We start from the raw sequence: 21,318 nt of genomic DNA, 5'->3' as shown, positions 1-21,318 counted from the left end.
CGGCTTACGGTTTTTTAAGTTCAGGCGGCAAGATTCGGCGGACATCAACTGCAGTGCTAGGATTGCCATGCAAGTTACAAATACCTCCTCGATTGTCGCCTCGATCGCGGCGCAACCAAATCAGCCCGTGCACACGGCCGGGATCAGCGAGCAGGATTTCGGCAAGGCCGCGACCGGAAAATTTGGCGAAATCCTCGAGAATTACGACCTTCAGAACATCACGCCGCGAGACATCGACAAGCTTGCCGATCAGCTCACGGAAGCCGTTTATCCCTTCAGTATGGACATGATGCTCCTGCGGGCGCGCGGCGCGGAGTTTCAGTCGCATATGCCGGACTTCGGGGGCGTGCCAGCCAGCCCCGACGAGCCGGTGAACCTCATCCGTTCGGTTGAGACCAGCATCGAAGCCTCCCGCCGCCATGGCGATCCGACAGAGGCGGCCCAGCACCTGCTCGATTTCCTGATCAAGCTCGACGAGGCGCCCGATCTTATCCTTGCCCAGCAAGGCCCGTCGAGCGCGCATGAGAGCATGTATCGCCAGTTTGTCGAGGCGAGTGCAGCCTAATGGATGCGCCGGGTATCTGGCGAGCAAGCCGCACGTTTCTTGCTTTGCATGGGCGCCAGTCGCTTGGATTCGGCATGATCATGCTCTAAACGGCGGCAACTTGCAGAATTTGAGACAGGAAGACCGATGCCAACGCTTGCCTTGATCCGCCATGGCCAGAGCCAGTGGAACCTTGAGAACCGCTTCACCGGCTGGTGGGATGCAGACCTGACCGAGAAGGGCGAAGCCGAAGCCCGGCATGCGGGAGAGCTGCTGCGCGAGGCCGGATTTGCGCCGCGTCAGGCCTTTTCCAGTGTCCAGACCCGCGCGATCCGCACGCTCTGGCTGGCACTGACGGAAATGGGCCTGGTCTGGCTTCCGGTCGAAAAGAACTGGCGCCTGAATGAGCGTCACTATGGCGGGCTGACGGGCCTCGACAAGAAAGAGACCGCCGAGAAGCATGGCGATGAACAGGTCCATATCTGGCGCCGCTCCTATGACACCCCGCCGCCGCCGCTGGAGAAGGGCTCGAAGTATGATCTGTCCGGTGACCCGCGTTATGACGGGGTCGATGTGCCGGACACTGAAAGCCTTAAGCTCACCCTCGAGCGCGTCCTGCCATTCTGGCACGAATCGATCGCACCCGTCCTGAAATCGGGCACCGATACGGTGATCGCGGCCCACGGCAATTCGCTGCGCGCGCTGGTCAAACATCTGTTCGAGGTCCCTGATGAGACGATCACTGGCGTTGAGATCCCGACCGGCAACCCGCTCCTGATCGAGCTCGATGACAATCTGAAGCCGATCAGCGCGCGCTACCTCGATGCCTCGCGGGCGACCGAGCTGCCAGCCATTCCGGGCTGAGGACGAACAGGTCTTGCCGAATTCACGCTACATCCTGCGCGCGGCTGCGCCCGACGCGATCGGCATTCTCGCCGATGTCGCGGGCTATATCGCACGCGCCGGCCTGAACGTGATCGAGAGCCAGGATTTCGGCGACAGCGACACCGCCCGCTTCTTTATCTGGGTGGAGTTCGAATCGCCGGATGGCTTCGACCGTGCGACCTTCGAGGCCGGATTCAATGCGCTGGCCGAGAAGCGCTCCATGACCTGGTCGCTGCGCCGCAAGGCGGACCGGCCGCGTGCACTGATCATGGTGTCGAAGGGCGATCACTGCCTGAACGACCTGCTCTATCGCCACCGGCGCGGCCAGCTCGGCGCGGAGATCACGGCGATCGTATCCAATCATGAGGATGGCCGCTGGCTGGCTGAGCGCCATGAGCTGCCCTACCACTATGTGCCGGTCACACGGGACACAAAGCTGGAGGCCGAGGACAGGCTGCGCCAGCTGATCAGAGAGACGCAAAGCGATTTCGTTGTGCTTGCGCGCTACATGCAGGTGCTTTCGGATGGCCTGTGCCGGGAGCTGGAAGGCCGGTGCATCAATATTCATCATTCCTTCCTTCCGAGCTTCAAGGGCGCCAAACCCTACCACCAAGCGCACAAGCGCGGGGTCAAGCTGATCGGCGCTTCAGCACATTACGTCACAGCCGACCTCGATGAAGGTCCGATCATTGCGCAGGATGTCTCGCCCGTGGATCATCGTCTCACGCCGCAGCGCATGGCGGAGATTGGCCGCGACATCGAGGCGCGTGTCCTTTCGCGTGCTGTTACGGCACACGCGGAAGGCCGAGTGTTTCTGAATGGCATAAGAACGGTGGTGTTCGAATGAAGACACAGGATGAAGGGCATATGCGACGGGCGATCGAGCTGGCGCGTGCACAACATGGCCGGACCGGCCAGAACCCTTCCGTCGGCTGTGTCATTGTCGGGCCCGATGGCCGCAGGATATCGGAAGGCGCCACCGCGGATGGCGGGCGCCCGCATGCCGAAGAGATGGCGCTCGGCCCGCTGCAGGGCCGCGGTGCCAAGGGCGCGATCGCCTATGTCACGCTCGAGCCCTGCCGTGAACGCACCAATGGCGAATCGGCGTGCTCGAAGCGCCTGATCGAGGCAGGCGTGTCGCGCGTCGTGATTGCGGTGATGGACAAGCACCCCAAGGGCTCCGGCGGCAAGGCCGCGATCGAGGCGGCCGGAATCAGCGTCGAAACGGGCCTTTGCGAAGCCGAAGCGGCCGCTCTTTATGAGGACTTCTTCGCCTCGCTTGCCTGATCGCCTGCGCGCGGATCATCCCATTCGGCGGCAATGCCGGGCTGGCCGCGCCGCACCAGCCAGAAGACTCCGAACAGGTCGAAAATCCCGGCGCCGAGACGGCCCAGGAAGCCGTATTTTGACGCGCCATGCCAGCGCCGCCGGTCATTGACCAGCTCCTCGCGGACCTCCCAGCCTGCACGTTTCATCAGCGCCGGCAAAAAGCGGTGCATGGAGGCGAAATAGGGCAGCTCCCGGAAGGCATCGGTGCGCATCAGCTTCCAGCCGCAGCCGGTATCGGTCGCATCGTCACGCAGCATGAACCGGCGAATGCCATTGGCGACGCGAGACTGCAGCCACTTGAAGCCGGAATCGTTGCGGCTCTTTCGCTTGCCCGCGATCAGGCCGAGCTTGCCGGTCCCGCCGGGCGCGACGATCTCGTCCCAGAGGCGGCGCGTGTCGGCGATGTCATTCTGTCCGTCGCCGTCGAGCAGCTGCGTCCAGCGGCCGCTGACAGCCCTTAGGCCTGTCATCAGGGCGGCGGACTTGCCCGCCCGCTGGACATGGGTGCGCACGATAATCCGCTCAGGCGTGGCGGCCTGCGCTTCGGCGAGTTCGTCGCCGGTCGAATCATCCGAACAGTCATTGACGCAGACGATTTCATAGTCGAGCCCGTCGAGGGCTGCGTGAACCTCGTCGATCAGGGGAAGGACGTTTCCGGCTTCATTATAGAAGGGGATGAGGACGCTGAGATCGCGCTGACGCGTCACTGGCCGGCCTCGATGCGTTCGGCGAGCGCCTCGATCCGGGCGGCCGCGTCGGCCAGCGCCGAAGCCGCTTTTTGCTGCGACAGGTCTGCCGGTGTGCCACGATGGGCCGCTTCCAGCTCATCGAGCAGCGACAGCGCTGCAACCAGAAGCAGGCGCGCTTCGCCTATGTCTCCGACCGCTTCGGCAATCTGGCGCACACGCTTGTCGAGATTTTTCGACAGGGCGACCAGGCGTTGTTCCTGTCCCGGCGCACAGGCGACCGAGTAGTCGCGTCCGCGAATCGTGATGTCCGCCTTGGCCATCAGCTTGATCCTTCCCGGTTCAGGGCCGCACGCACTTCCTCAATGGCCGCGCCGAGCGCTTCGGAGGCTTCGTCGGCGAGAGCCTGCAGCTGGCGTTCGCGGGCGAGCGAAGCATCCAGTTCGTCGGCCAGACGTGCACGATCGGCGACCATGGCTTCAAGCTCCCGGCGCACAACGCCGGGGTCGCCAGCCCTCTCGAAAAGGCTTTCGAGTGCGCCCTCCAAACGGGACAGCGCGGAATCGAGGCGATCTGCAGCAGCGTTGACTTTGTCCATGACATTTTCCGATAGCAGGATGCAGGCCAAATCGCCAAGCAGGTTGACAGCAAAGCCTGCACCCGTCCAAAGCGAAACAAACAACGGGGAATGATCATGTCAGTCGAACACAAGGACATGGCGAACGCCATCCGAGCTCTTTCCATGGACGCGGTCGAACAGGCCGAATCAGGACATGTCGGTCTACCGCTGGGCATGGCTGATATCGCTACCATCCTATGGACGCATTACCTGAAGCATGACCCGGCCGATCCAGCCTGGCCAGACCGCGACCGGTTCGTCCTGTCGGCTGGCCATGGCTCGATGCTGATCTATTCGCTGCTGCACCTGACAGGCTATGAAAGCGTCAGCCGCGACGACATTCGCAATTTCCGCCAGCTCGGGAGCAAGACGCCCGGCCACCCTGAGAACTTCGTGACTCCCGGTGTCGAGACGACGACCGGACCGCTCGGGCAAGGCATAGCGACGGCCGTCGGCATGGCGATTGCCGAACGCCACCTGAATGCGCGCTTCGGGGACGATCTCGTTGATCACAAGACCTGGGTCGTCGCGGGCGATGGCTGCCTCATGGAGGGCGTCAGCCAGGAAGCGATCACGCTCGCCGGGCATATGAAGCTCAACAAGCTGATCGTGCTGTTCGACGACAACGCGGTCACCATCGACGGCTCGACCGACCTTTCCGACAATACCGACCAGTGCAAGCGCTTCGAAGCGGCTGGCTGGGCGACGAAGAAGATTGACGGCCACAACACCGAAGAGATCTACGAAGCGCTGGAATGGGCGCAGAAGCAGGACAAGCCGGTCATGGTCGCGTGCAAGACGATCATCGGCTATGGCGCGCCGACCCTTGCCGGCACGGGCAAGGCGCATGGCGGCCCGTACGGCGCCGATGAAGTGGCTGGTATTCGCAAGAATATCGGCTGGGACCATCCGCCCTTCGAGATTCCGGAAGACATCGAGCATGCCTGGAAGCGCGAAGGGGCGCACGCCCAGCCGCTGCATGCCGAGTGGTCGTCCCGGCTTGCCGCGTCCAAGGACAAGGCCGCGTTTGAGAAGGCGATTGCCGGCGAGATCGGTGACATCTCCGCCGTCGTGCGCGCGCACAAGAAAGCGGTTGTCGAAGGCGGCGAGAGCAAGGCGACCCGGCAATGGTCCGGCGCTGTGCTGGAAGAGCTGACCAAGGCTGTCCCGGAAATGGTCGGCGGTTCGGCGGACCTCACCGGTTCGAACAACACCAAGACAAAAGCCACTGAGCCGATGACACCGGCGAACTGGGGCGGACGCTACATCCATTATGGCGTTCGCGAACATGGCATGGCGGCCGCGATGAACGGCATGTCGCTGCACAAGGGGATCATCCCCTATTCCGGCACCTTCCTTGTCTTCGCGGACTATTCCCGCGCGGCCATCCGGCTCGGCGCGCTGATGGGCGCGCAGGTCGTGCATGTCATGACCCATGACTCCATCGGCCTCGGCGAGGATGGCCCGACCCACCAGCCGGTCGAGCAGGTCGCAAGCCTGCGCGCGATGCCGAACATGCTGGTCTTCCGCCCGGCGGACGGTGTCGAGACGGCGGAATGCTGGGAACTGGCGCTGAAGAACCAGACCGGCCCGTCGACCATCGCACTGACGCGCCAAGGTGTTGCCAGCGTGCGGACCGAGCATGTCGAAGAGAACCTCTCGGCCCGCGGGGGCTATGTCCTCTCACCGGCGAAGGGCGACGAGAAAGTCGTGCTGATCGCAACCGGATCGGAAGTCGGCATCGCCGTCGAAGCGCAAGCCGCGCTTGAAGCCAAGGGGATCGGTGCGCGCGTCGTCTCCATGCCCTGCATGGAGCTGTTCGAAGCCCAGGATGCTGCCTATCAAAGCCGGACGCTGGGTGGTGAGCTGCCCAAGGTGGCCGTCGAGGCCGGTGTCCGCTTCGGCTGGGACCGCTGGATCGGGCATGATGGCGGCTTTGTCGGCATGGACAGCTTCGGTGCCAGCGCCCCTTACAAGGACCTATACAACAAGTTCGGCATCACCACCGACGGTGTCGTGGCCGCCGCCGAGGCGCTCGTCTAGTCACCTGTATAGGTTGCGCGCGGACGGATCAGCTGGCCCGAGGTCAGCTGTTCCATGGCGTGCGCCAGCCAGCCGACAATCCGGCCGCTCGCGAACAGCAGGAAAGGCGCATCATCTGGAAGGCCAAGCTTCAGGGTGAGCGCCGCGAGCGCCATGTCGACATTGGCCAGCTTGCCGGAGGCCTCTTGCGCGGCCTCGATGGCGGCCTTGAGCGGGTCCCCTAGATCCATCCAGTCGAGTAGTGCTCGCGCCCTGGGATCGCCATCGGGATAAAGCGCGTGCCCGACAGCAGCCATATATTCTCCCCGCGCCGCGATTGCGCCGAGCGCCGCCTCAGGGCCGTCGCGGCACGCGGCTTTCAGATAGGCGAGCGCACGGGCCGACGCTTCACCATGTCTTGGGCCGGTCAGTGTGGCGCATCCAGCCAGCGCGGCCGCGGCCAGCGAGCTGCCCGTCGAGGCAGCCACGCGCGCGGCAAAGGTGGACGGGTTGAGTTCGTGATCGGCCACCAGCACGAGCGCCCTGCGGATGAGGTCGCCTGCCTCGTCCCCGACCAGCCAGTAGCTTGCAAGCCGGCCGTGAAAGGCGTCCGGGCCGGATGACCGCGTGATCGCTTCGGCGGCGCCATTGAGAATGACCGCGCCGTCCCGTCTCAGTGCGGCCGGGCTGCGGCCATGACCCGGCAGATCCCTTGCGGCCCGGGTCGCCAGCCATGACAGCAAGCGCGCCTTGCCCGTCTCGCCGCGCGCCGGTGATTGCGGCGTCGAGGTCGTATCAAGGCTATCGGCTTGCCAGAGCAGGGCGGCGGCTTCTTCCAGCGGGGCAGTTTCAGCGAGCGTTACCGCGTCCGTTCCGCGATAGATGAGCTGGCCGTCGCGCACGGTCGTAATCGCGGTCTGCATGACCGGATCGCCCCAGGCGATGGTGCCCTCTGCAATCGCGCTACGCGCCCGGCCTGTGCGCCGCCGTTTCAGGAAGGCGTCGATATCGGACCCGGAATAGACGCTCGATCGCGGATCGTCTTCAGCGGGCTGCGACCTGATCAGCCCTCGGCTGACATAGGCGTAGAGCGTCTGCGGCTTTACGCCGAGACGGGCAAGGGCAGCATCGCGGGTCAGCCAGCTCATATATTGATTATATTGATCAAGATTGACGTTAACCAGACTCCATAGCCATTTCTCGCCGCAGAGAAGGAGAAAAGTCATGGATAGTGGACTTGAGAACATCGTCGCCGCCGAAACCGTCCTGTCGGACGTCGACGGGCAGGCTGGACGCCTGATCGTCCGGGGCTGGCCCGTGGAAACGCTCGCAGCAGACAAGCCGTATGAGGCCGTCCTCGGCCTGCTCTGGGATGGATTCTTTCCCGAACTCGGCAACGATGCAGAGATCCAGGCGCAGCTTGGCCGAGCGCGCGCGGCAGCCTTCGCGCTTGTCGGCACCTTTCCGATGGAGAGCGGCGTGGTCGAGGCGCTGCGCACCGGATGGTCGCTGCTGAACGATAGCGAGGCTTTTGATGACGCCATCGCTTTTCCGGCTGCGGCGGCGGTCTTCACGGCGGCGGCTGTGCGTCATGGCCAGGGCCTGCCGCCCATCGCGCCTGACCCCGCCCTGTCGCAGGCGCAGGACCTGCTCCGGATGATGCGGGGCACACCCGCCAGCGATGCCGAGGCGAGGGCGCTGGATGCCTATCTCGCGACGGTCAGCGACCACGGCCTCAACGCCTCGACCTTTGCGGCCCGGGTGATCGCCTCGACACGCGCCGGGCTTGGCTCAGCGGTGCTTGGCGGGATCTCGGCGCTGAAAGGCCCGCTGCATGGCGGTGCGCCCGGCCCGGTTCTCGACATGGTGGACGATATCGGAACACCGGATGCGGCCGAGAGATGGATCGATGCAGCGCTGGCGCGCGGCGAGCGCCTGATGGGGTTTGGCCACCGCGTCTACCGGGTCCGTGACCCGCGAGCCGACGCCCTCAAGGCAGCCGTCTCGAAACTGCCGGGCACGGCCGGACGGATTGCATTCGCCGAGCATATCGAGACAGTCGTGCTGCAACGCCTGGCGCGTAAGTATCCCACCCGACGGCTGGAAACGAATGTCGAGTTCTACACTGCCGTCCTGCTCGAAGCGCTCGACATTCCGCGTGAAGCTTTCACCGCCATCTTCGCGACCGGGCGTGTACTCGGCTGGATCGCTCATGCGAGCGAGCAGATTGGCGAAAAGCGGATTGTCCGCCCCAAATCGGTGTATCGCGGCCCGGTCCCGGAATACGCCTGACGCGTCATTTGCTTTCGCCCCTTCCATCCGGGCGTGATTTGTGGCTCTTGGCCCGCATCAGGCTGAAGGAAGGGGCGAGCTCGCTGATGACCTGGGAATTACTGTTCACACTGATTAATGCCGTGGTGGTGCCCGCATGGCTGCTGCTTGTTCTGGGGCCGACTTGGCGCACGACGCAGATCGTCGTGCATTCCGGCATCTATCCGCTCGCACTCGGCTCGATCTACGCCATCTGCCTGATCGCGTCGCTCTTTTTCGGCGTGTCCTCGGACGGCGTTGGTTTCACCTCGATCGCCGGTGTTTCGGCCCTGTTCGACCACCCGAACGGTGTGATCATCGGCTGGTCCCATTACCTCGTCTTTGACCTCTTCGTCGGCGCGTGGATCGGCCGGGATGCCATGCGCCGCGGCCTGCCGCACCTGGCCGTGGCGCCCTGCCTGATCGCCACCTTCATCTTCGGGCCGGTCGGCCTGCTGGCCTACATGCTCGTACGCTTCAGCCGTGGGCAGGGCATCAGCCTGTTTGAAACCGGCCAGGACGAGCGCTGACATGATTTCGATCGGTACGCCGCTAACCGCGTCCGCCACGCGGGTCATGCTGCTGGGGTCGGGCGAGCTTGGCAAGGAAGTCGTCATCGAACTGCAGCGCTATGGCGCCGAAGTGATCGCGGTCGACCGCTATCCGAACGCGCCCGCCATGCAGGTCGCCCATCGCTCGCATGTCATCGACATGACCGATCCGGCGGCCCTGCGCGCCCTGGTCGAACAGGAGCGCCCTCACCTGATCGTGCCCGAGATCGAGGCCATTGCCACAAATGAGCTGGCAAAGATCGAGATGGAGGCCGTCGCGACGGTCGTGCCGACGGCCCGGGCAACGCAGCTGACCATGAACCGCGAAGGCATCCGCCGCCTCGCAGCCGAGGAGCTTGGCCTGCCGACCAGCCCGTACGCCTTTGCATCATCCGGCGATGAGCTTGCCGAAGCGGCAGACAAGATCGGCTATCCGGTGTTCGTGAAGCCGGTCATGTCGTCCTCCGGCAAGGGCCAGTCGCATGTGAAGCACCCGGCGGAGATCGACCATGCCTGGGTCTATGCTCTGGAGGCCGGGCGTAAGCGCGAAACACGTGTCATCGTGGAAGGCGAGGTCGATTTCGACTTCGAGATCACGCTGCTGACGGTGCGCGCCGCCAATGGCACGGTCTTCTGCGAGCCCATCGGCCACCGCCAGGAAAGCGGCGATTATGTCGAGAGCTGGCAGCCTCAGCCGATGAGCGAGGCGGCGCTGAAGGCCGCAAAGGACATGGCCAGCAAGGTCACCGACGCGCTGGGCGGGCTCGGCCTGTTCGGGGTGGAGATGTTCGTGAAGGGAGACGAGGTGTGGTTCTCGGAGGTCAGCCCCCGGCCCCACGATACCGGTCTTGTCACATTGGCTACGCAAGCCCAGAGCGAGTTTGCCCTGCATGCGCGTGCGATCCTCGGCTTGCCGGTTGATGCGAGCCTTTCAACGCCCGGTGCCAGCGCGGTCATCTATGGCGGCGTTGATGCAGAAGGCGTGACGTTCGAGGGCCTCGACACGGCGCTTTCGGTCCCGCAGTCGCAGCTGCGCCTCTTCGGAAAGCCGGAGAGTTTCGTGCGCCGGCGCATGGGCGTGGCAGTTGCGGGTGCTGACAGTGTCGAAACGGCCCGCGAGCGGGCGCGGAAAGCAGCCGGGGCAGTCAAGGTCAAGGCTGACTGAGCACCGCGATTCGACGCCTGGTCAGACCGCTGATTGTTTGAGGCGAGGCTCTGGAAAGAAGCGGGCGACCTCGGCTTCCGGGACAGGCGGTGCGTAGAAATAGCCCTGGATCAGCCGGCCGCCCAGTTTTTCCAGAACCGCCGGCTCTTCCTTCTTCTCGACGCCCTCAATCACACAGTCCAGGCCCATGTCGCGGCTGAGAGTGAGAAGCGACTTCACGATCTTGTGGCTCGCCGGGGTCTTGTCGATGCAGGAAACGAAACTGCGGTCGATCTTGATCTTGGTCAGCGGCAGGGCGTGCAGCTGGCTGAGACTGGAAAAGCCGGTACCGAAATCATCGAGTGCAATGCCGCATCCAAGTTGCCGCAAAAGCTCGACGGCGGCCTTGGCCTGATCGAAATCGTACATCATCGCAGTTTCAGTGATTTCAAGATCAATGCGTTTGGGGTCGATCGCGCTGGCGTTGATAATCCCCAGAATCCGCACGATCCCCTCGGACGAACTGATATCATGCGTCGAAAGGTTGAAGGACAGGCGCATCTCGTCGGGCCACTGTTCTGCGGCGGCGAGCGCCTTCTCCAGCAGGACCCGCGTCAGTTTCTGGACAAGGCCGGCGCGTTCAGCGACCGGAATGAACAGGCCTGGCGATACCCGGCCGAGAACGGGGCTGGTCCATCGTGCCAGCGCTTCGAAGGCCACCGCCTTTCCCGTGCCGCTGTCGACGATGGGCTGGAAGTAGACCGCCAGTTCCCTGGTAAGGTCCGCCTCGCGCAGGACCCGTTCGATGCGGGTGCTCTGTTCGATCTGCAGGACATGCCTGGATGAGAACAGCATCGCGCGGCTCCTGCTCTCGCGCTTGCTGCTATAGAGCGCGTAATCTGCCTTTTCGTACAGATCCTGCGCGCTCGTCCCGGTGTCCGGAAAAATCGCGAGACCAAGCGACCCCGTTATGCGGATCGTCGCTTCGGGCATCACAAAGGGGGCGCGCAACTGCGCACAGATACGCTCGCCCTGGGCCAAGACGTCTTGATTGCTGCTGCAATCGGGGAAGATCAGCGCAAACTCGTCCCCGCCCAGCCGGGCGACCAGCATTCTCTCGCCAGAAAAGGCCTCAAGGCGCTTGCCGACATTGGTCAGCAAGGCATCGCCGACAGCGTGACCGTAGACATCGTTGACCGGCTTGAACCCATCCAGGTCGAGCACGCCGACGGCAAGGCGCGTTCCATTGGCCTGCGCTTCGGCAAACTTTTCCTCCAGGTGGGCAAAGAACTGCCGGCGGTTGCTGAGGTCTGTCAGGCTGTCGAGATTGGCCAGCCGAAAATTCTCCCGGTTTGCAGCCTCAAGCTTGGTTTGTGCCTCGACCGAACTGGCGAAGTGTCCGGACTGCACGAATACAACCACTACCAGAGAGATCACCACGACAAGCATGATGAACGCCATGGCAACATGAGATGGTGAATCGGACAGGCTATACATTGCGACGAAGGGAATGTTCGCGCCAATCGCCACAATGAAGGCGGCCGATCTCATATGCAGGAGGCAAATGACGACGCTGACGCCGGTGATGCCGAGAAAGAAGGCGATGATACTGTCGATTTCCCGCGACGAAAATTGCGACAGGGTCAGCGCCCAGGCCGTGATTGACAGTGCCATCACCGCAGCGAGAATATTGGTCCGAACCAGCGCTCTGCGGGCAACCTCGGCTGGCGGGCATTCATGTCTGGATTTCCACCAGCTCAGCAGACGGATCACGCAAATCAGCGAAAAGGCCGCGGGCACATAAAGCGTGAGCCATCGGGGCGCGGAGCCCCAGGAGACCACGGTCAGCGCCCAGGCATTCACGAGGACGACGCCGTACATCATCGGGACCTGGCGCGAGAAGACCTGGAACTGTGCCTTGACGAGTTCCGGTTTGTTCCTCGGAACAGCCAGGAGACTGCCGACCCGTTCTGGTATGAACTTCAACAATTCGGGACGCCCCTCCCAACGATCTTCCGGAACTGCGAATCCGGTTGTCTGTTACCCTGGCAAGAATTTCTGAAATTTAGGTTTAACTTTACTGTCGAAAGGTGGTCTATTCTGTAGCTTGAACTGCAGAGGTGAGCTGACAGTATTTACTCGGAAATGTTGACCGGCCGCCGGGAATCCAGAGGCGCAGGTTAGCTACAGATTGTCCGGATGCATCCGCCGAGCGTCAAAAAATGCGGCAGAAAGCGCGACACAAGGCCCCCTTCTCTAGGGCAATGCTGGACGTGTGCGCGCGAGGCGTCTAAACCCCGGCGCAAAGCCGCAATTCTGCGGACGAGACATTTATCTTGAATGGAGAGGAAAACATGGCGGTTCGTGTAGCCATCAACGGATTTGGCCGGATTGGCCGGAATGTATTGCGGTCGATCCTCGAGCATGGGCGCACGGATATCGAAGTCGTCTCGATCAACGACCTCGGCCCTGTCGAAACCAATGCGCACCTGCTGAAATACGACTCGGTCCACGGCACGCTGCCAATGGACGTCACGGTCGACGGCGACACGATCAAGGTCGGTGGCCAGTCCTTCAAGGTGACGGCGATCCGCGACCCGAAAGAGCTGCCGCACGCAGCCAACAATGTCGATATCGCGATGGAATGCACCGGCATCTTCACCGACAAGGAGAAAGCGTCGATGCACCTTGAGGCGGGCGCCAAGCGCGTTCTCGTCTCGGCCCCGGCTTCGGGCGCGGACAAGACGATCGTCTATGGCGTGAACCATGACGTGCTGACCAAGGACGACATGGTCGTCTCCAACGCATCGTGCACGACGAACTGCCTCTCGCCGGTCGCCAAGGTGCTGAATGACGTCATCGGTATCGAGAAGGGGATGATGACGACCATTCACTCCTATACGGGTGACCAGCCGACGCTCGACACGATGCACAAGGATCTTTATCGCGGCCGCGCGGCAGCGACCTCGATGATCCCGACCTCGACCGGCGCCGCAAAGGCTGTCGGCCTCGTCCTGCCGGAGCTGAATGGCAAGCTGGACGGCTTTGCCATCCGCGTACCGACCCCGAACGTTTCGGTGGTCGACCTGAAGTTCATCGCCAAGCGCGCCACGACGGTCGAGGAAATCAACGACGCGATCCGCGCCGCCGCCGATGGACCGCTCAAGGGCATCCTCGGTTATACGGATGTGAAGAACGTCTCCATCGACTTCAATCACAACCCGCATTCCTCGGTCTTCCATACCGACCAGACCAAGGTGATGGACGGCACGCTCGTCTCGGTCCTGTCCTGGTACGACAATGAGTGGGGCTTCTCGACCCGGATGAGCGACACCGCCATCGCCATGGCGAAACTCATCTAGCTGACACCCCGGAGCGTCTTAATGACTGACTTCAAACGCATCGACGACGCGGACCATCTGGCCGGCAAGACGGCGCTGGTCCGCGTGGACTTCAACGTGCCGGTCGCCAATGGCAAGGTGACCGACGACACCCGGCTCCGCGCCGCGCTGGACACGGTGAATGCCCTGTCAGGCAAGGGCGCGAAAGTCGCTTTGCTCGCCCATTTCGGGCGGCCGAAGGGTGAAGTGAAGCCGGAGCTCAGCCTCAAGCCGGTCGCCGAAGCGTTTGCGGGCGTGCTCGGGGCACCGGTCGCGTTTGCTGCTGACTGTGTCGGCGAAGTGGCCCAGCACGCGATCGACTCCATCCAGGGCGGCGGCGTCGTCCTGCTGGAGAATACGCGCTTCAAGCCGGGCGAAGAGAAGAATGACGAGGCGCTCGCCACGGAAATGGCGAAGCTGGGCGACCTCTACGTCAATGATGCCTTCTCGGCGGCCCACCGCGCCCACGTCACGACAGAGGCGCTGGCCCGCAAGCTGCCGGCCTATGCCGGACGGGCGATGGAGCGGGAACTCGACGCGCTGGAAGCCGCGCTCGGCAATCCTGAGCGTCCCGTGCTGGCCGTTGTTGGCGGCGCCAAGGTGTCGACCAAGATCGATCTCCTGAAGAACCTTGTCAGCAAGGTCGACGCTCTGGCGATTGGCGGCGGCATGGCCAACACCTTCCTCGCTGCGCGCGGCCAGCCCGTTGGCAAGTCGCTGTGCGAGCATGACCTTGCCGGTACGTGCCGCGAGATCGAAGCCAATGCCAAGGCAGCGGGCTGTGACATCATCCTGCCGCAGGATGTCGTCGTGGCGAAGGAATTTGCTGCCAACGCCCCGCATCGCACCTGCCCGGTCGGCGACGTGGCGGACGACGAAATGATCCTCGACGCCGGCCAGCAGACGGTAGGCATCATCACGATCGCCATGGATGCGGCCAAGACGCTGGTCTGGAATGGCCCGCTCGGGGCATTCGAGATCGAGCCCTTCGACAAGGCGACGGTCGCAGCTGCCCGTGCCGCTGGCGTGCGCGCCAAGGCGGGCAAGCTGGTCGCGGTCGCTGGTGGCGGCGATACGGTCGCGGCCCTCAACCATGCCGGTGTGGCCGACGATTTCACTTTTGTCTCCACCGCCGGTGGCGCATTTCTTGAATGGATGGAAGGCAAGGCACTGCCAGGTGTTGAGGCGCTAAAGGGATAGACATGACGGTTCGAAAGCCGCCGTTTCAGGTAGATCTTGAAGCGGGGGCCGGAGCCAACATGCTGGTAGCGCTACCAACCAATTTCAGACAAGCCAGGTCAGATGCCCCGCGATTCCCGTTGGAATCGCGGGGCGTTTCGTTTTGGCGCAACTCAATGACTTAACTCCCGGGACAAGAAGAGACGGACCCATGCAAAACGAAAAAATGACAAAGCAGGCAGCGGAAAAAGACGGCTTTATTGCCGCGCTCGACCAGTCGGGCGGTTCGACGCCGAAGGCGCTTCGCCTCTATGGCATTGAGGAAGACGCCTATTCGAATGACGAGGAGATGTTCGGCCTGATCCACGAGATGCGCGCGCGGATCATCAAGTCGCCGGCCTTTAATGGCGACAAGGTCATGGGAGCGATCCTGTTCGAGCGTACCATGGACGGCGATATCGATGGTGTGCCGACCGCGAAGTATCTCTGGGAAACCTGCAGCGTCGTGCCATTCCTGAAGGTCGACAAGGGCCTGGCGGATGAAAAGAACGGCGTGAAGGTCATGAAGCCGATGCCGGATCTCGACGCGCTGCTTGAGCGGGCCGTCGCCAAGGGAATTTTCGGCACCAAGATGCGCTCCGTCATCGACGCGGCGAACAAGGACGGCATTGCTGCCGTCGTCCACCAGCAATTCGATATCGGCCGCCAGATCCTGCAGCACGGCCTGGTTCCAATCATCGAGCCGGAAGTAACGATCTCCATCGCTGACAAGGCCGAAGCCGAAGAGATCCTGCTTGCCGAGATCAAGCAGCAGCTCGATGCCCTGGGCGCCGACCAGCAGGTCATGCTGAAGCTGACGCTCCCGGAAAAGGCAAACCTCTACAAGCCGCTGGTCGACCATCCGCGCGTGATGCGCGTCGTGGCCCTGTCCGGCGGCTATTCGCGCGAAGAGGCGTGCGAGCGCCTGTCGAAGAATACTGGCATGATTGCCAGCTTCTCGCGCGCCCTGACCGAAGGCCTCTCGGCCCAGCAAAGCGATGAAGACTTCAACAAGACACTCGGCGAATCGATCGACAGCATCTACCAGGCCTCGAAAGCCGGCTGATCCAAGCCTGACAAATGTTTAAGCGAAAAGGCAGTCTTTCGGGGCTGCCTTTTTTCGTGTCTCGCTTAGGCTGTCGGCATGCTCGAAATGCGCCCTTCCTGTGAGACGTGCGACAAGGACCTGCCGGCCGACCAGACCGGCGCGATGATCTGCTCGTTTGAATGCACCTTCTGCCAGGCGTGCGTGCGCGACGTCCACAAGGGCGAATGCCCCAATTGCGGCGGCGGGTTCTCGCCCCGGCCGCGCCGCAAGGGCGAAGCGCTGGAGAAATACCCCGCCAGCACAAAACGGATTCACAAACCGAAATAGGCTTGCTTTCCGCAAGGCGACGAGAGGCCCAGTCCTTCGCGAAAAGGAAGGACACCTTATGCTGATCGTCTACGAACACCCACTTTCGCCCTATGCCCAGAAAGTGAAGATCTCGCTCCGGGAGAAAGGCATCGATTTCGAAACCCGCCTGCCCAGCGGTATCGGGACAGGTGATACGCCGGACGAGTTCATGAACGGCAATCCGCGCGGCGAGGTCCCTCTGCTGCGCGATGGCGATACCGCGATCTTCGATTCGACGGTGATCCTTGAATATATCGAAGACAAATGGCCGATCCCGCCAATGCTGCCGGCCGCCCCTGCCGACCGTGCGCGGGTGCGCATCATCGAGGATGTGATGGACTGCCATTACGAGCCGATCAATTGGGGGCTCGGCGAGCTCAACCACTTCAAGCGCGCAACGGGCGCGCTGAAGGAAAAGATCGAGTCGCGCGCGGCCCAGCAGGTGGCCGGGCTGCATGCCTGGCTGGAGCGCGAACTGGGCCGGCGCGACTGGTTCAATGGCGAGACCTTCGGCTGGGGCGATCTCTCGGTTATTCCTTATGTGAACGGTTCGGCCGGGTTCGGCCTCACCCCGCCTGAAGGCAGCGCGCTGGCCGCCTGGCAGGCCCGGGCCATGGCCCGCCCAAGCGTTTCGACGGCCGCCCAGGAAGCCCTGGACTCCATCTCCGGCATGCAGGATGTCAGCGGCGCTGTCGAAGCGGGCCTGTTCAAGCGTGAATACCGCGACCATCGCCTCGAATGGATGATCAAGTCAGGCGGGCTCGACGTCGTCCTGAAAGGGCTGGAGAAGGACAATATCCGCTTCACGCCGGACTTCAGCTGAGCGGGCTTTCCTCTTCGCGCCCGGCGGTCTAGTCAGGGCGCCATGACAGAGCCGAAACGCCAGCGCACGCGCCTTTACCTGATCACCCCGCCGGACATCGAGGATGTGGCGGGGTTCGTGCGCCTGTTCGAGGCCGCGCTGGAAGGCGGCGACGTGGCCTGCTTGCAGGTGCGCATCAAGCCGGACGGGCAGGTGGACGAGGCGAAGACGAAGGCCGTGGCTGAGGCGCTGCTGCCGCTTTGCCGGGACCGCGACATCGCGCTCATCATCAATGACAGCGTCGGTGTCTGCGCCGAAATCGAGGCGGACGGTGTTCACCTCGGCCATCTCGACATGCGGGTGAAGGATGCACGCAAGCGCCTCGGCAAGGCTCCGATCATCGGAGCGACGGCGAAGAACTCACGTCATGTGGCGATGGAAGCTGGTGAGCAGGGCGCCGACTATGTTGCCTTCGGGGCGTTCTTCCCAAGCCAGACCAAGGCCGACACCGTGCCCGCCGAGCCGGAGCTGCTCTCCTGGTGGCAGGCCGTGATGGAAATTCCGTGCGTCGCCATCGGCGGGATCACGCCGGACACCGCAAAAGAGATATCGCTGGCGGGGGCTGATTTCGTGGCGGTGAGCGCAGCCGTCTGGTCGCACGCCGATGGTCCGGCCGCCGCCGTGGCCGCTTTCAATGCCGCGCTGGATGAGGCCGAAGCCGCGTTCTAGGCCTTCGTCTTGTCGAGCCGCAGGACCGACAGGGCGAGCTCTGCACCGACCCGCAGGGCCAGCAGACGCAGGATGGTGGCAATCGGTGTCCAGATGACGCCCCAGAGCGCGCGGTCCCAGTCATTGTCGAAATACATGATCCAGTGCCACTCGGTGCGCAGGCCCCAGAGCACGATGAATATGATCCCGACATAGAAGAGGAACTTGGTCAGCACCTCGCCCATTGGTTTCTCGAAGCTCAGGAAATTCGACAGCATATCCATGTGTTTCCCCGTTGCGCTGGCCTGCTGCAAGTCATTCAGAAGAAAGCTGAAAATTCAGTGAGTGTCCATACAAGCAGCCAACCGCTTCTTGACCAGTGCGGGCCACGCGGCTACCTCGCGCCCACTAGGACCAGCAGGAGTCTCTACGAAGATGGCCAAGATCAATGGCAATGAAATCAAGCCGGGGAACGTGATCGAGCATCAGGGCAGCGTCTGGCGCGCCGTGAAAACGAACTCCGTGAAGCCCGGCAAGGGCGGCGCATTCAATCAGGTCGAGCTGCGCAATCTGATCAACGGATCGAAGCTCAATGAGCGGTTTCGTTCCTCCGAGACCGTGGAGAAGGTCCGCCTCGAGCAGCGCGACTACCAGTTCCTGTTCGATGCCGGTGAGGCTTATGCCTTCATGGACCAGGAGACCTTCGAGCAGATCGAGATCCAGAAGGATTTCATCGGCGACCAGGGCGACTTCCTGCAGGATGGCATGACTGTGGTCATCGAATTCTACGAGGAAAAGCCGATCGGCATTTCCCTGCCCGACCAGGTGATCCTGACCATCGAGGAAACCGAGCCGGTCGTGAAGGGCCAGACAGCGGCCAACAGCTTCAAGCCGGCGGTCTGCGAGAACGGCATCCGTGTGATGGTCCCGCCATTCGTGGGCGTGGGCGAGCGCATCGTCGTGCAGACCTCCGACACGACCTATCTCAAACGCGCTGACTAAGGTCTGACATGTCCAAACCCTCACCCGTCGGAACCGTGATGATCAATGCTGCCCGCCTGGCCGGTCGCTCGCTTGCGCGCGACTTTGGCGAGGTGGAGAATTTGCAGATCTCCAAGAAAGGCCCGGCGGACTTTGTCTCGAACGCGGACCATCGCGCCGAGGACATCATCTATGACAGCCTCTCCAAGGCGCGCCCCGGCTATGGCTTCGTCATGGAAGAGCGCGGCGTGGTCGAGGGTACGGACAAGTCGAACCGCTTCATCGTCGATCCGCTCGATGGTACGCTGAACTTCCTGCACGGCCAGCCGCACTATGCGGTCTCCATCGCGCTAGAACGCGAGGGCAAGCTGTTCTGCGGTGTCGTCTATGATGTCGCCAAGAATGAGATCTTCTGGGCCGAGACGGGCCGCGGCGCCTGGCTCGACCAGCGCAAGCTGATCGTCGCGGGCCGCAAGCGCCTTGAGGAGGGCGTCTTTGCGACCGGGACGCCCTGGGTCGGCAAGGGCGAGCATGCCCACCGCACGTTTTCCCAGGAAATCGCGTCTGTCACGCCCGTGACGGCTGGCATTCGCCGTTATGGGTCTGCGGCGCTGGATCTTGCCTATGTCGCGGCCGGACGGTTTGACGGCTTCTGGGAGCGCGGCCTGAAGCCGTGGGATATCGCTGCCGGCATCGTGCTGGTGCGCGAGGCCTATGGCCAGGTCGAGGAAATCGATGGCGGCGACGTCCAGACGACGGGCAACATTATCGCCGCGAACGAAGCCCTGCTGCCGAAGCTGAAAGAGCGCCTGCGCAAGGCCAAGGCTTTCGGCGAGGACTAAGGCCTACTCCGCCGCCTGAGCGGCGAACTGCATCTCGGCCAGCCGCGCATAGAGCCCGCCTTGTGCGACGAGCGCATCGTGCGTGCCCTGCTCGACGATCGCGCCTTTGTCCATGACAACGATCCGGTCGGCCCGGCGGATAGTCGACAGGCGGTGCGCGATGACGAGCGTCGTGCGCCCTTCGGCTGCCGTGGAGATGGCCTTCTGCACCAGCCGTTCGCTTTCGCTGTCGAGGGCGGAGGTGGCCTCATCCAGCAGCAGGATCGGCGCTTCGCGGACCAGCGCGCGGGCAAGCGCGATGCGCTGGCGCTGGCCGCCCGACAAGGAGCGCCCTTTCTGGCCGATATGTGCGTCGAGGCCGCCTTTCTCCTCCAGGAAGCTCCACGCCTCAGCCATCTTCGCAGCCTTGACCAGCTTTTCGTCGCTGACCGGGCCGACCGACCCGAAGGCGATGTTCTCACGCGCCGTACCGGTGAAGAGGGCCGATTCCTGTGGGGCGTAGGCAAAGAGGCTCCGCCAGAGGGCGGGGTCGATGCTGGCAGCGGCGACGCCATCGACAAGGATACGCCCCGACTGCGGGTCGAACAGGCGCAGGGCCAGCCGGAAGACCGTCGACTTGCCAGCGCCCGACGGGCCGACCAGCGCCACGAATTCACCGGGCTCAATGTCCAGCGAGAAGTCTTTCAGCGCCGGCAGGTCGCCCGTGTCATAGGCAAAGCCGACCTTGTCGAAGACGAGATGGCCTGTGGACGGGCTGGCGAGCGGGGCAGACTGTTCCGGCGCGCGGATGTCGGGCGTTTCCTTCAGGATTTCGCTTGCCCTGTCCGAGGCGCCGGCTGCGCGCATCACCTCGCCCCAGACCTCGGCCAGCATGCCGAAACCCGAGCCGGCATAGAAGGCGTAGAGGATCATCTGCGTCAGCTCACCCGGTGTCATGGTCTCATTCGCCACAGCGCGGGCGCCGAGCCAGAGGATGCCCACCATACCGCCCAGCAGCATGATCGAGACCGCCAGGATCATGAAGGCGCGCGCGGTGATGCGCTTCAGCCCGGCCTTGAAGACGGCTTCTGCGGCGGCCGTGAAGGACAGGCGCCGGCGTTCTTCCTGCCCATAGGCCTGAACCAGTTCGATCGCATCCAGCGCTTCGCTCGCATCGGCCCCGGCTTCGGCCAGCCGCGATTGCGCCTTGCTCGAGGCGCCCCGGATGATGCGCCCGATCACGAGGACAGGCAGCATGGCCAGCGGGATCATCAGGAGCAGCGTGCCACCGAGCTGCCAGTTCGTGACCAGCATCATGATGATGGCACCGGTCGTCGACAGCAGCGTGCGCGAGGCCAGCGAGGCCGATGAGCCAAGGAAGGTCTCGATCAGGGAGACGTCCGCTGTCAGCCGCGAGACCGCCTCGCCGGAGCGGATCGATGAATGAAAGCGCGGCGACAGGCTGAGCAGCTTGGCATAGAGATCGGTCCGCAGGTCGGCGGCAACCCGTTCGCCGAAACGGGAAACGAAGTAGAAGCGCAGCGCGCTCAGCACGCCCATCGCTACCGCCGCGGCGAGGACATAGAGAAAATAGCGGTCGATCGTCGCCAGCAGTTCTGCGCCGCTTGCGCCGCCCCGGCCTGCATCGACAGCTTCACCGAACAGGAAGGGGATGGCGAGCGATGCCATGGTCGCCACGACAAGGAAGACCAGGGCAATGAGGACCAGTCCGATATGGCGCTTTACATATGGCCAGAGCAGGGCCAGCGGCTTGATGCTGCGGGCCTTCGGGCGGTTCTTGATCGCGTCATCGGACGCCGTTTCCCGGCGGTCTTCGGTTACGCTGTCGCTCGTCTCGCTCATTCCATTACACCTTGCTTGCCGTCAGCCCCTTGCAGGCGTGGCGACTTTCCCTTATGACG

The 21,318-nt window shown here is 63.2% G+C and carries 23 protein-coding genes; 16 read left to right on the top strand and 7 right to left on the bottom strand.

What is annotated here, in order from left to right; all coding sequences use genetic code 11:
• Positions 1-67 precede the first annotated feature (67 nt).
• From D1227_RS02470 to D1227_RS02455, 4 genes are all read left to right on the top strand, one after another.
• Positions 68-565, top strand: a complete 498-nt coding sequence (locus D1227_RS02470; protein WP_119403652.1) for a hypothetical protein — start codon at positions 68-70, stop codon at positions 563-565.
• A gap of 126 nt (positions 566-691) precedes the next feature.
• On the top strand, positions 692-1,408 hold the full coding sequence (gene gpmA / locus D1227_RS02465; protein ID WP_119375618.1) for a 2,3-diphosphoglycerate-dependent phosphoglycerate mutase: 717 nt from the start codon (positions 692-694) through the stop codon (positions 1,406-1,408).
• On the top strand, positions 1,368-2,276 hold the full coding sequence (gene purU / locus D1227_RS02460) for a formyltetrahydrofolate deformylase (RefSeq protein WP_119403651.1): 909 nt from the start codon (positions 1,368-1,370) through the stop codon (positions 2,274-2,276). The genes gpmA and purU overlap by 41 nt, the downstream gene beginning before the upstream one ends.
• A complete protein-coding gene (locus D1227_RS02455) occupies positions 2,273-2,716 on the top strand; it encodes a bifunctional diaminohydroxyphosphoribosylaminopyrimidine deaminase/5-amino-6-(5-phosphoribosylamino)uracil reductase RibD (RefSeq protein ID WP_119375616.1) in 444 nt (147 codons plus the stop codon). The genes purU and D1227_RS02455 overlap by 4 nt, the downstream gene beginning before the upstream one ends.
• On the opposite strand, the gene D1227_RS02450 is transcribed toward D1227_RS02455, so the two are convergent.
• The 3 genes from D1227_RS02450 to D1227_RS02440 are packed head-to-tail and all read right to left on the bottom strand — an operon-like array spanning position 2,686 to position 4,042.
• Positions 2,686-3,465 carry a glycosyltransferase family 2 protein gene (locus tag D1227_RS02450; protein WP_119403650.1) on the bottom strand — a complete coding sequence of 260 codons (780 nt, stop codon included), beginning with the start codon at positions 3,463-3,465 and terminating at the stop codon, positions 2,686-2,688. The two genes, D1227_RS02455 and D1227_RS02450, sit on opposite strands and share 31 nt — an antisense overlap.
• Positions 3,462-3,767, bottom strand: coding sequence for a cell division protein ZapA (gene zapA, locus D1227_RS02445; RefSeq protein ID WP_119375614.1), 306 nt, complete (start codon positions 3,765-3,767; stop codon positions 3,462-3,464). The genes D1227_RS02450 and zapA overlap by 4 nt, the downstream gene beginning before the upstream one ends.
• Positions 3,767-4,042 carry a DUF4164 family protein gene (locus D1227_RS02440; RefSeq protein ID WP_119376060.1) on the bottom strand — a complete coding sequence of 92 codons (276 nt, stop codon included), beginning with the start codon at positions 4,040-4,042 and terminating at the stop codon, positions 3,767-3,769. The genes zapA and D1227_RS02440 overlap by 1 nt, the downstream gene beginning before the upstream one ends.
• A gap of 90 nt (positions 4,043-4,132) precedes the next feature.
• On the opposite strand from D1227_RS02440, the gene tkt reads away from it, so the two are divergent.
• Positions 4,133-6,106: a transketolase gene (tkt, locus tag D1227_RS02435; RefSeq protein ID WP_199288298.1), complete on the top strand. Its 1,974-nt coding sequence runs from the start codon at positions 4,133-4,135 to the stop codon at positions 6,104-6,106.
• On the opposite strand, the gene D1227_RS02430 is transcribed toward tkt, so the two are convergent.
• Positions 6,103-7,233 (bottom strand): citrate synthase family protein, encoded by a 1,131-nt coding sequence (locus D1227_RS02430; protein ID WP_119404008.1) that lies wholly within the window; start codon positions 7,231-7,233, stop codon positions 6,103-6,105. The genes tkt and D1227_RS02430 overlap by 4 nt on opposite strands.
• 76 nt (positions 7,234-7,309) lie before the next feature.
• Here D1227_RS02430 and D1227_RS02425 point away from each other — a divergent pair, with 76 nt between their 5' ends.
• The 3 genes from D1227_RS02425 (at position 7,310) to purT (ending at position 10,111) form a co-directional block, all read left to right on the top strand.
• On the top strand, positions 7,310-8,377 hold the full coding sequence (locus D1227_RS02425) for a citrate synthase/methylcitrate synthase (protein ID WP_119403649.1): 1,068 nt from the start codon (positions 7,310-7,312) through the stop codon (positions 8,375-8,377).
• 86 nt (positions 8,378-8,463) lie between these two features.
• Complete coding sequence (locus tag D1227_RS02420) at positions 8,464-8,925, top strand: ABA4-like family protein (RefSeq protein WP_119404007.1); 462 nt, start codon at positions 8,464-8,466, stop codon at positions 8,923-8,925.
• Position 8,926: 1 nt separating this feature from the next.
• Positions 8,927-10,111 carry a formate-dependent phosphoribosylglycinamide formyltransferase gene (purT, locus tag D1227_RS02415; RefSeq protein ID WP_119403648.1) on the top strand — a complete coding sequence of 395 codons (1,185 nt, stop codon included), beginning with the start codon at positions 8,927-8,929 and terminating at the stop codon, positions 10,109-10,111.
• Positions 10,112-10,132: 21 nt separating this feature from the next.
• Here the strand turns inward: purT and D1227_RS02410 are convergent, their stop codons facing one another.
• Positions 10,133-12,079 (bottom strand): putative bifunctional diguanylate cyclase/phosphodiesterase, encoded by a 1,947-nt coding sequence (locus tag D1227_RS02410; protein WP_233349471.1) that lies wholly within the window; start codon positions 12,077-12,079, stop codon positions 10,133-10,135.
• Positions 12,080-12,444: 365 nt separating this feature from the next.
• Here D1227_RS02410 and gap point away from each other — a divergent pair, with 365 nt between their 5' ends.
• The 6 genes from gap (at position 12,445) to thiE (ending at position 17,615) form a co-directional block, all read left to right on the top strand.
• Positions 12,445-13,452: a type I glyceraldehyde-3-phosphate dehydrogenase gene (gene gap / locus D1227_RS02405; protein WP_119375611.1), complete on the top strand. Its 1,008-nt coding sequence runs from the start codon at positions 12,445-12,447 to the stop codon at positions 13,450-13,452.
• Positions 13,453-13,473: 21 nt separating this feature from the next.
• On the top strand, positions 13,474-14,670 hold the full coding sequence (locus D1227_RS02400; protein ID WP_119403647.1) for a phosphoglycerate kinase: 1,197 nt from the start codon (positions 13,474-13,476) through the stop codon (positions 14,668-14,670).
• A 190-nt stretch (positions 14,671-14,860) separates the two neighbouring features.
• A complete protein-coding gene (locus D1227_RS02395) occupies positions 14,861-15,754 on the top strand; it encodes a fructose bisphosphate aldolase (protein ID WP_119375609.1) in 894 nt (297 codons plus the stop codon).
• Positions 15,755-15,832: 78 nt separating this feature from the next.
• Entirely contained in the window at positions 15,833-16,063 is a 231-nt protein-coding gene (locus D1227_RS02390; protein WP_119375608.1) for a DUF1272 domain-containing protein, read from the top strand.
• Positions 16,064-16,121: 58 nt separating this feature from the next.
• Positions 16,122-16,907, top strand: a complete 786-nt coding sequence (locus D1227_RS02385) for a glutathione S-transferase family protein (protein ID WP_119403646.1) — start codon at positions 16,122-16,124, stop codon at positions 16,905-16,907.
• A gap of 42 nt (positions 16,908-16,949) precedes the next feature.
• Positions 16,950-17,615, top strand: a complete 666-nt coding sequence (gene thiE / locus D1227_RS02380; protein ID WP_119403645.1) for a thiamine phosphate synthase — start codon at positions 16,950-16,952, stop codon at positions 17,613-17,615.
• Here the strand turns inward: thiE and D1227_RS02375 are convergent.
• Complete coding sequence (locus D1227_RS02375; protein WP_119403644.1) at positions 17,612-17,878, bottom strand: DUF4282 domain-containing protein; 267 nt, start codon at positions 17,876-17,878, stop codon at positions 17,612-17,614. The genes thiE and D1227_RS02375 overlap by 4 nt on opposite strands.
• Before the next feature lie 151 nt (positions 17,879-18,029).
• Here D1227_RS02375 and efp point away from each other — a divergent pair, with 151 nt between their 5' ends.
• Positions 18,030-18,596 (top strand): elongation factor P, encoded by a 567-nt coding sequence (gene efp / locus D1227_RS02370; protein WP_119375604.1) that lies wholly within the window; start codon positions 18,030-18,032, stop codon positions 18,594-18,596.
• Between the two features lie 8 nt (positions 18,597-18,604).
• On the top strand, positions 18,605-19,417 hold the full coding sequence (locus D1227_RS02365) for an inositol monophosphatase family protein (RefSeq protein WP_119403643.1): 813 nt from the start codon (positions 18,605-18,607) through the stop codon (positions 19,415-19,417).
• A 3-nt stretch (positions 19,418-19,420) separates the two neighbouring features.
• Here the strand turns inward: D1227_RS02365 and D1227_RS02360 are convergent, their stop codons facing one another.
• Complete coding sequence (locus D1227_RS02360) at positions 19,421-21,259, bottom strand: ABC transporter transmembrane domain-containing protein (protein WP_119403642.1); 1,839 nt, start codon at positions 21,257-21,259, stop codon at positions 19,421-19,423.
• Positions 21,260-21,318: the final 59 nt, after the last annotated feature.

The sequence above is a fragment of the Henriciella mobilis genome (genome assembly GCF_003576315.1).
Lineage (GTDB): Bacteria > Pseudomonadota > Alphaproteobacteria > Caulobacterales > Hyphomonadaceae > Henriciella > Henriciella mobilis.
This window is presented reverse-complemented; position numbering and strand designations above follow the sequence as displayed.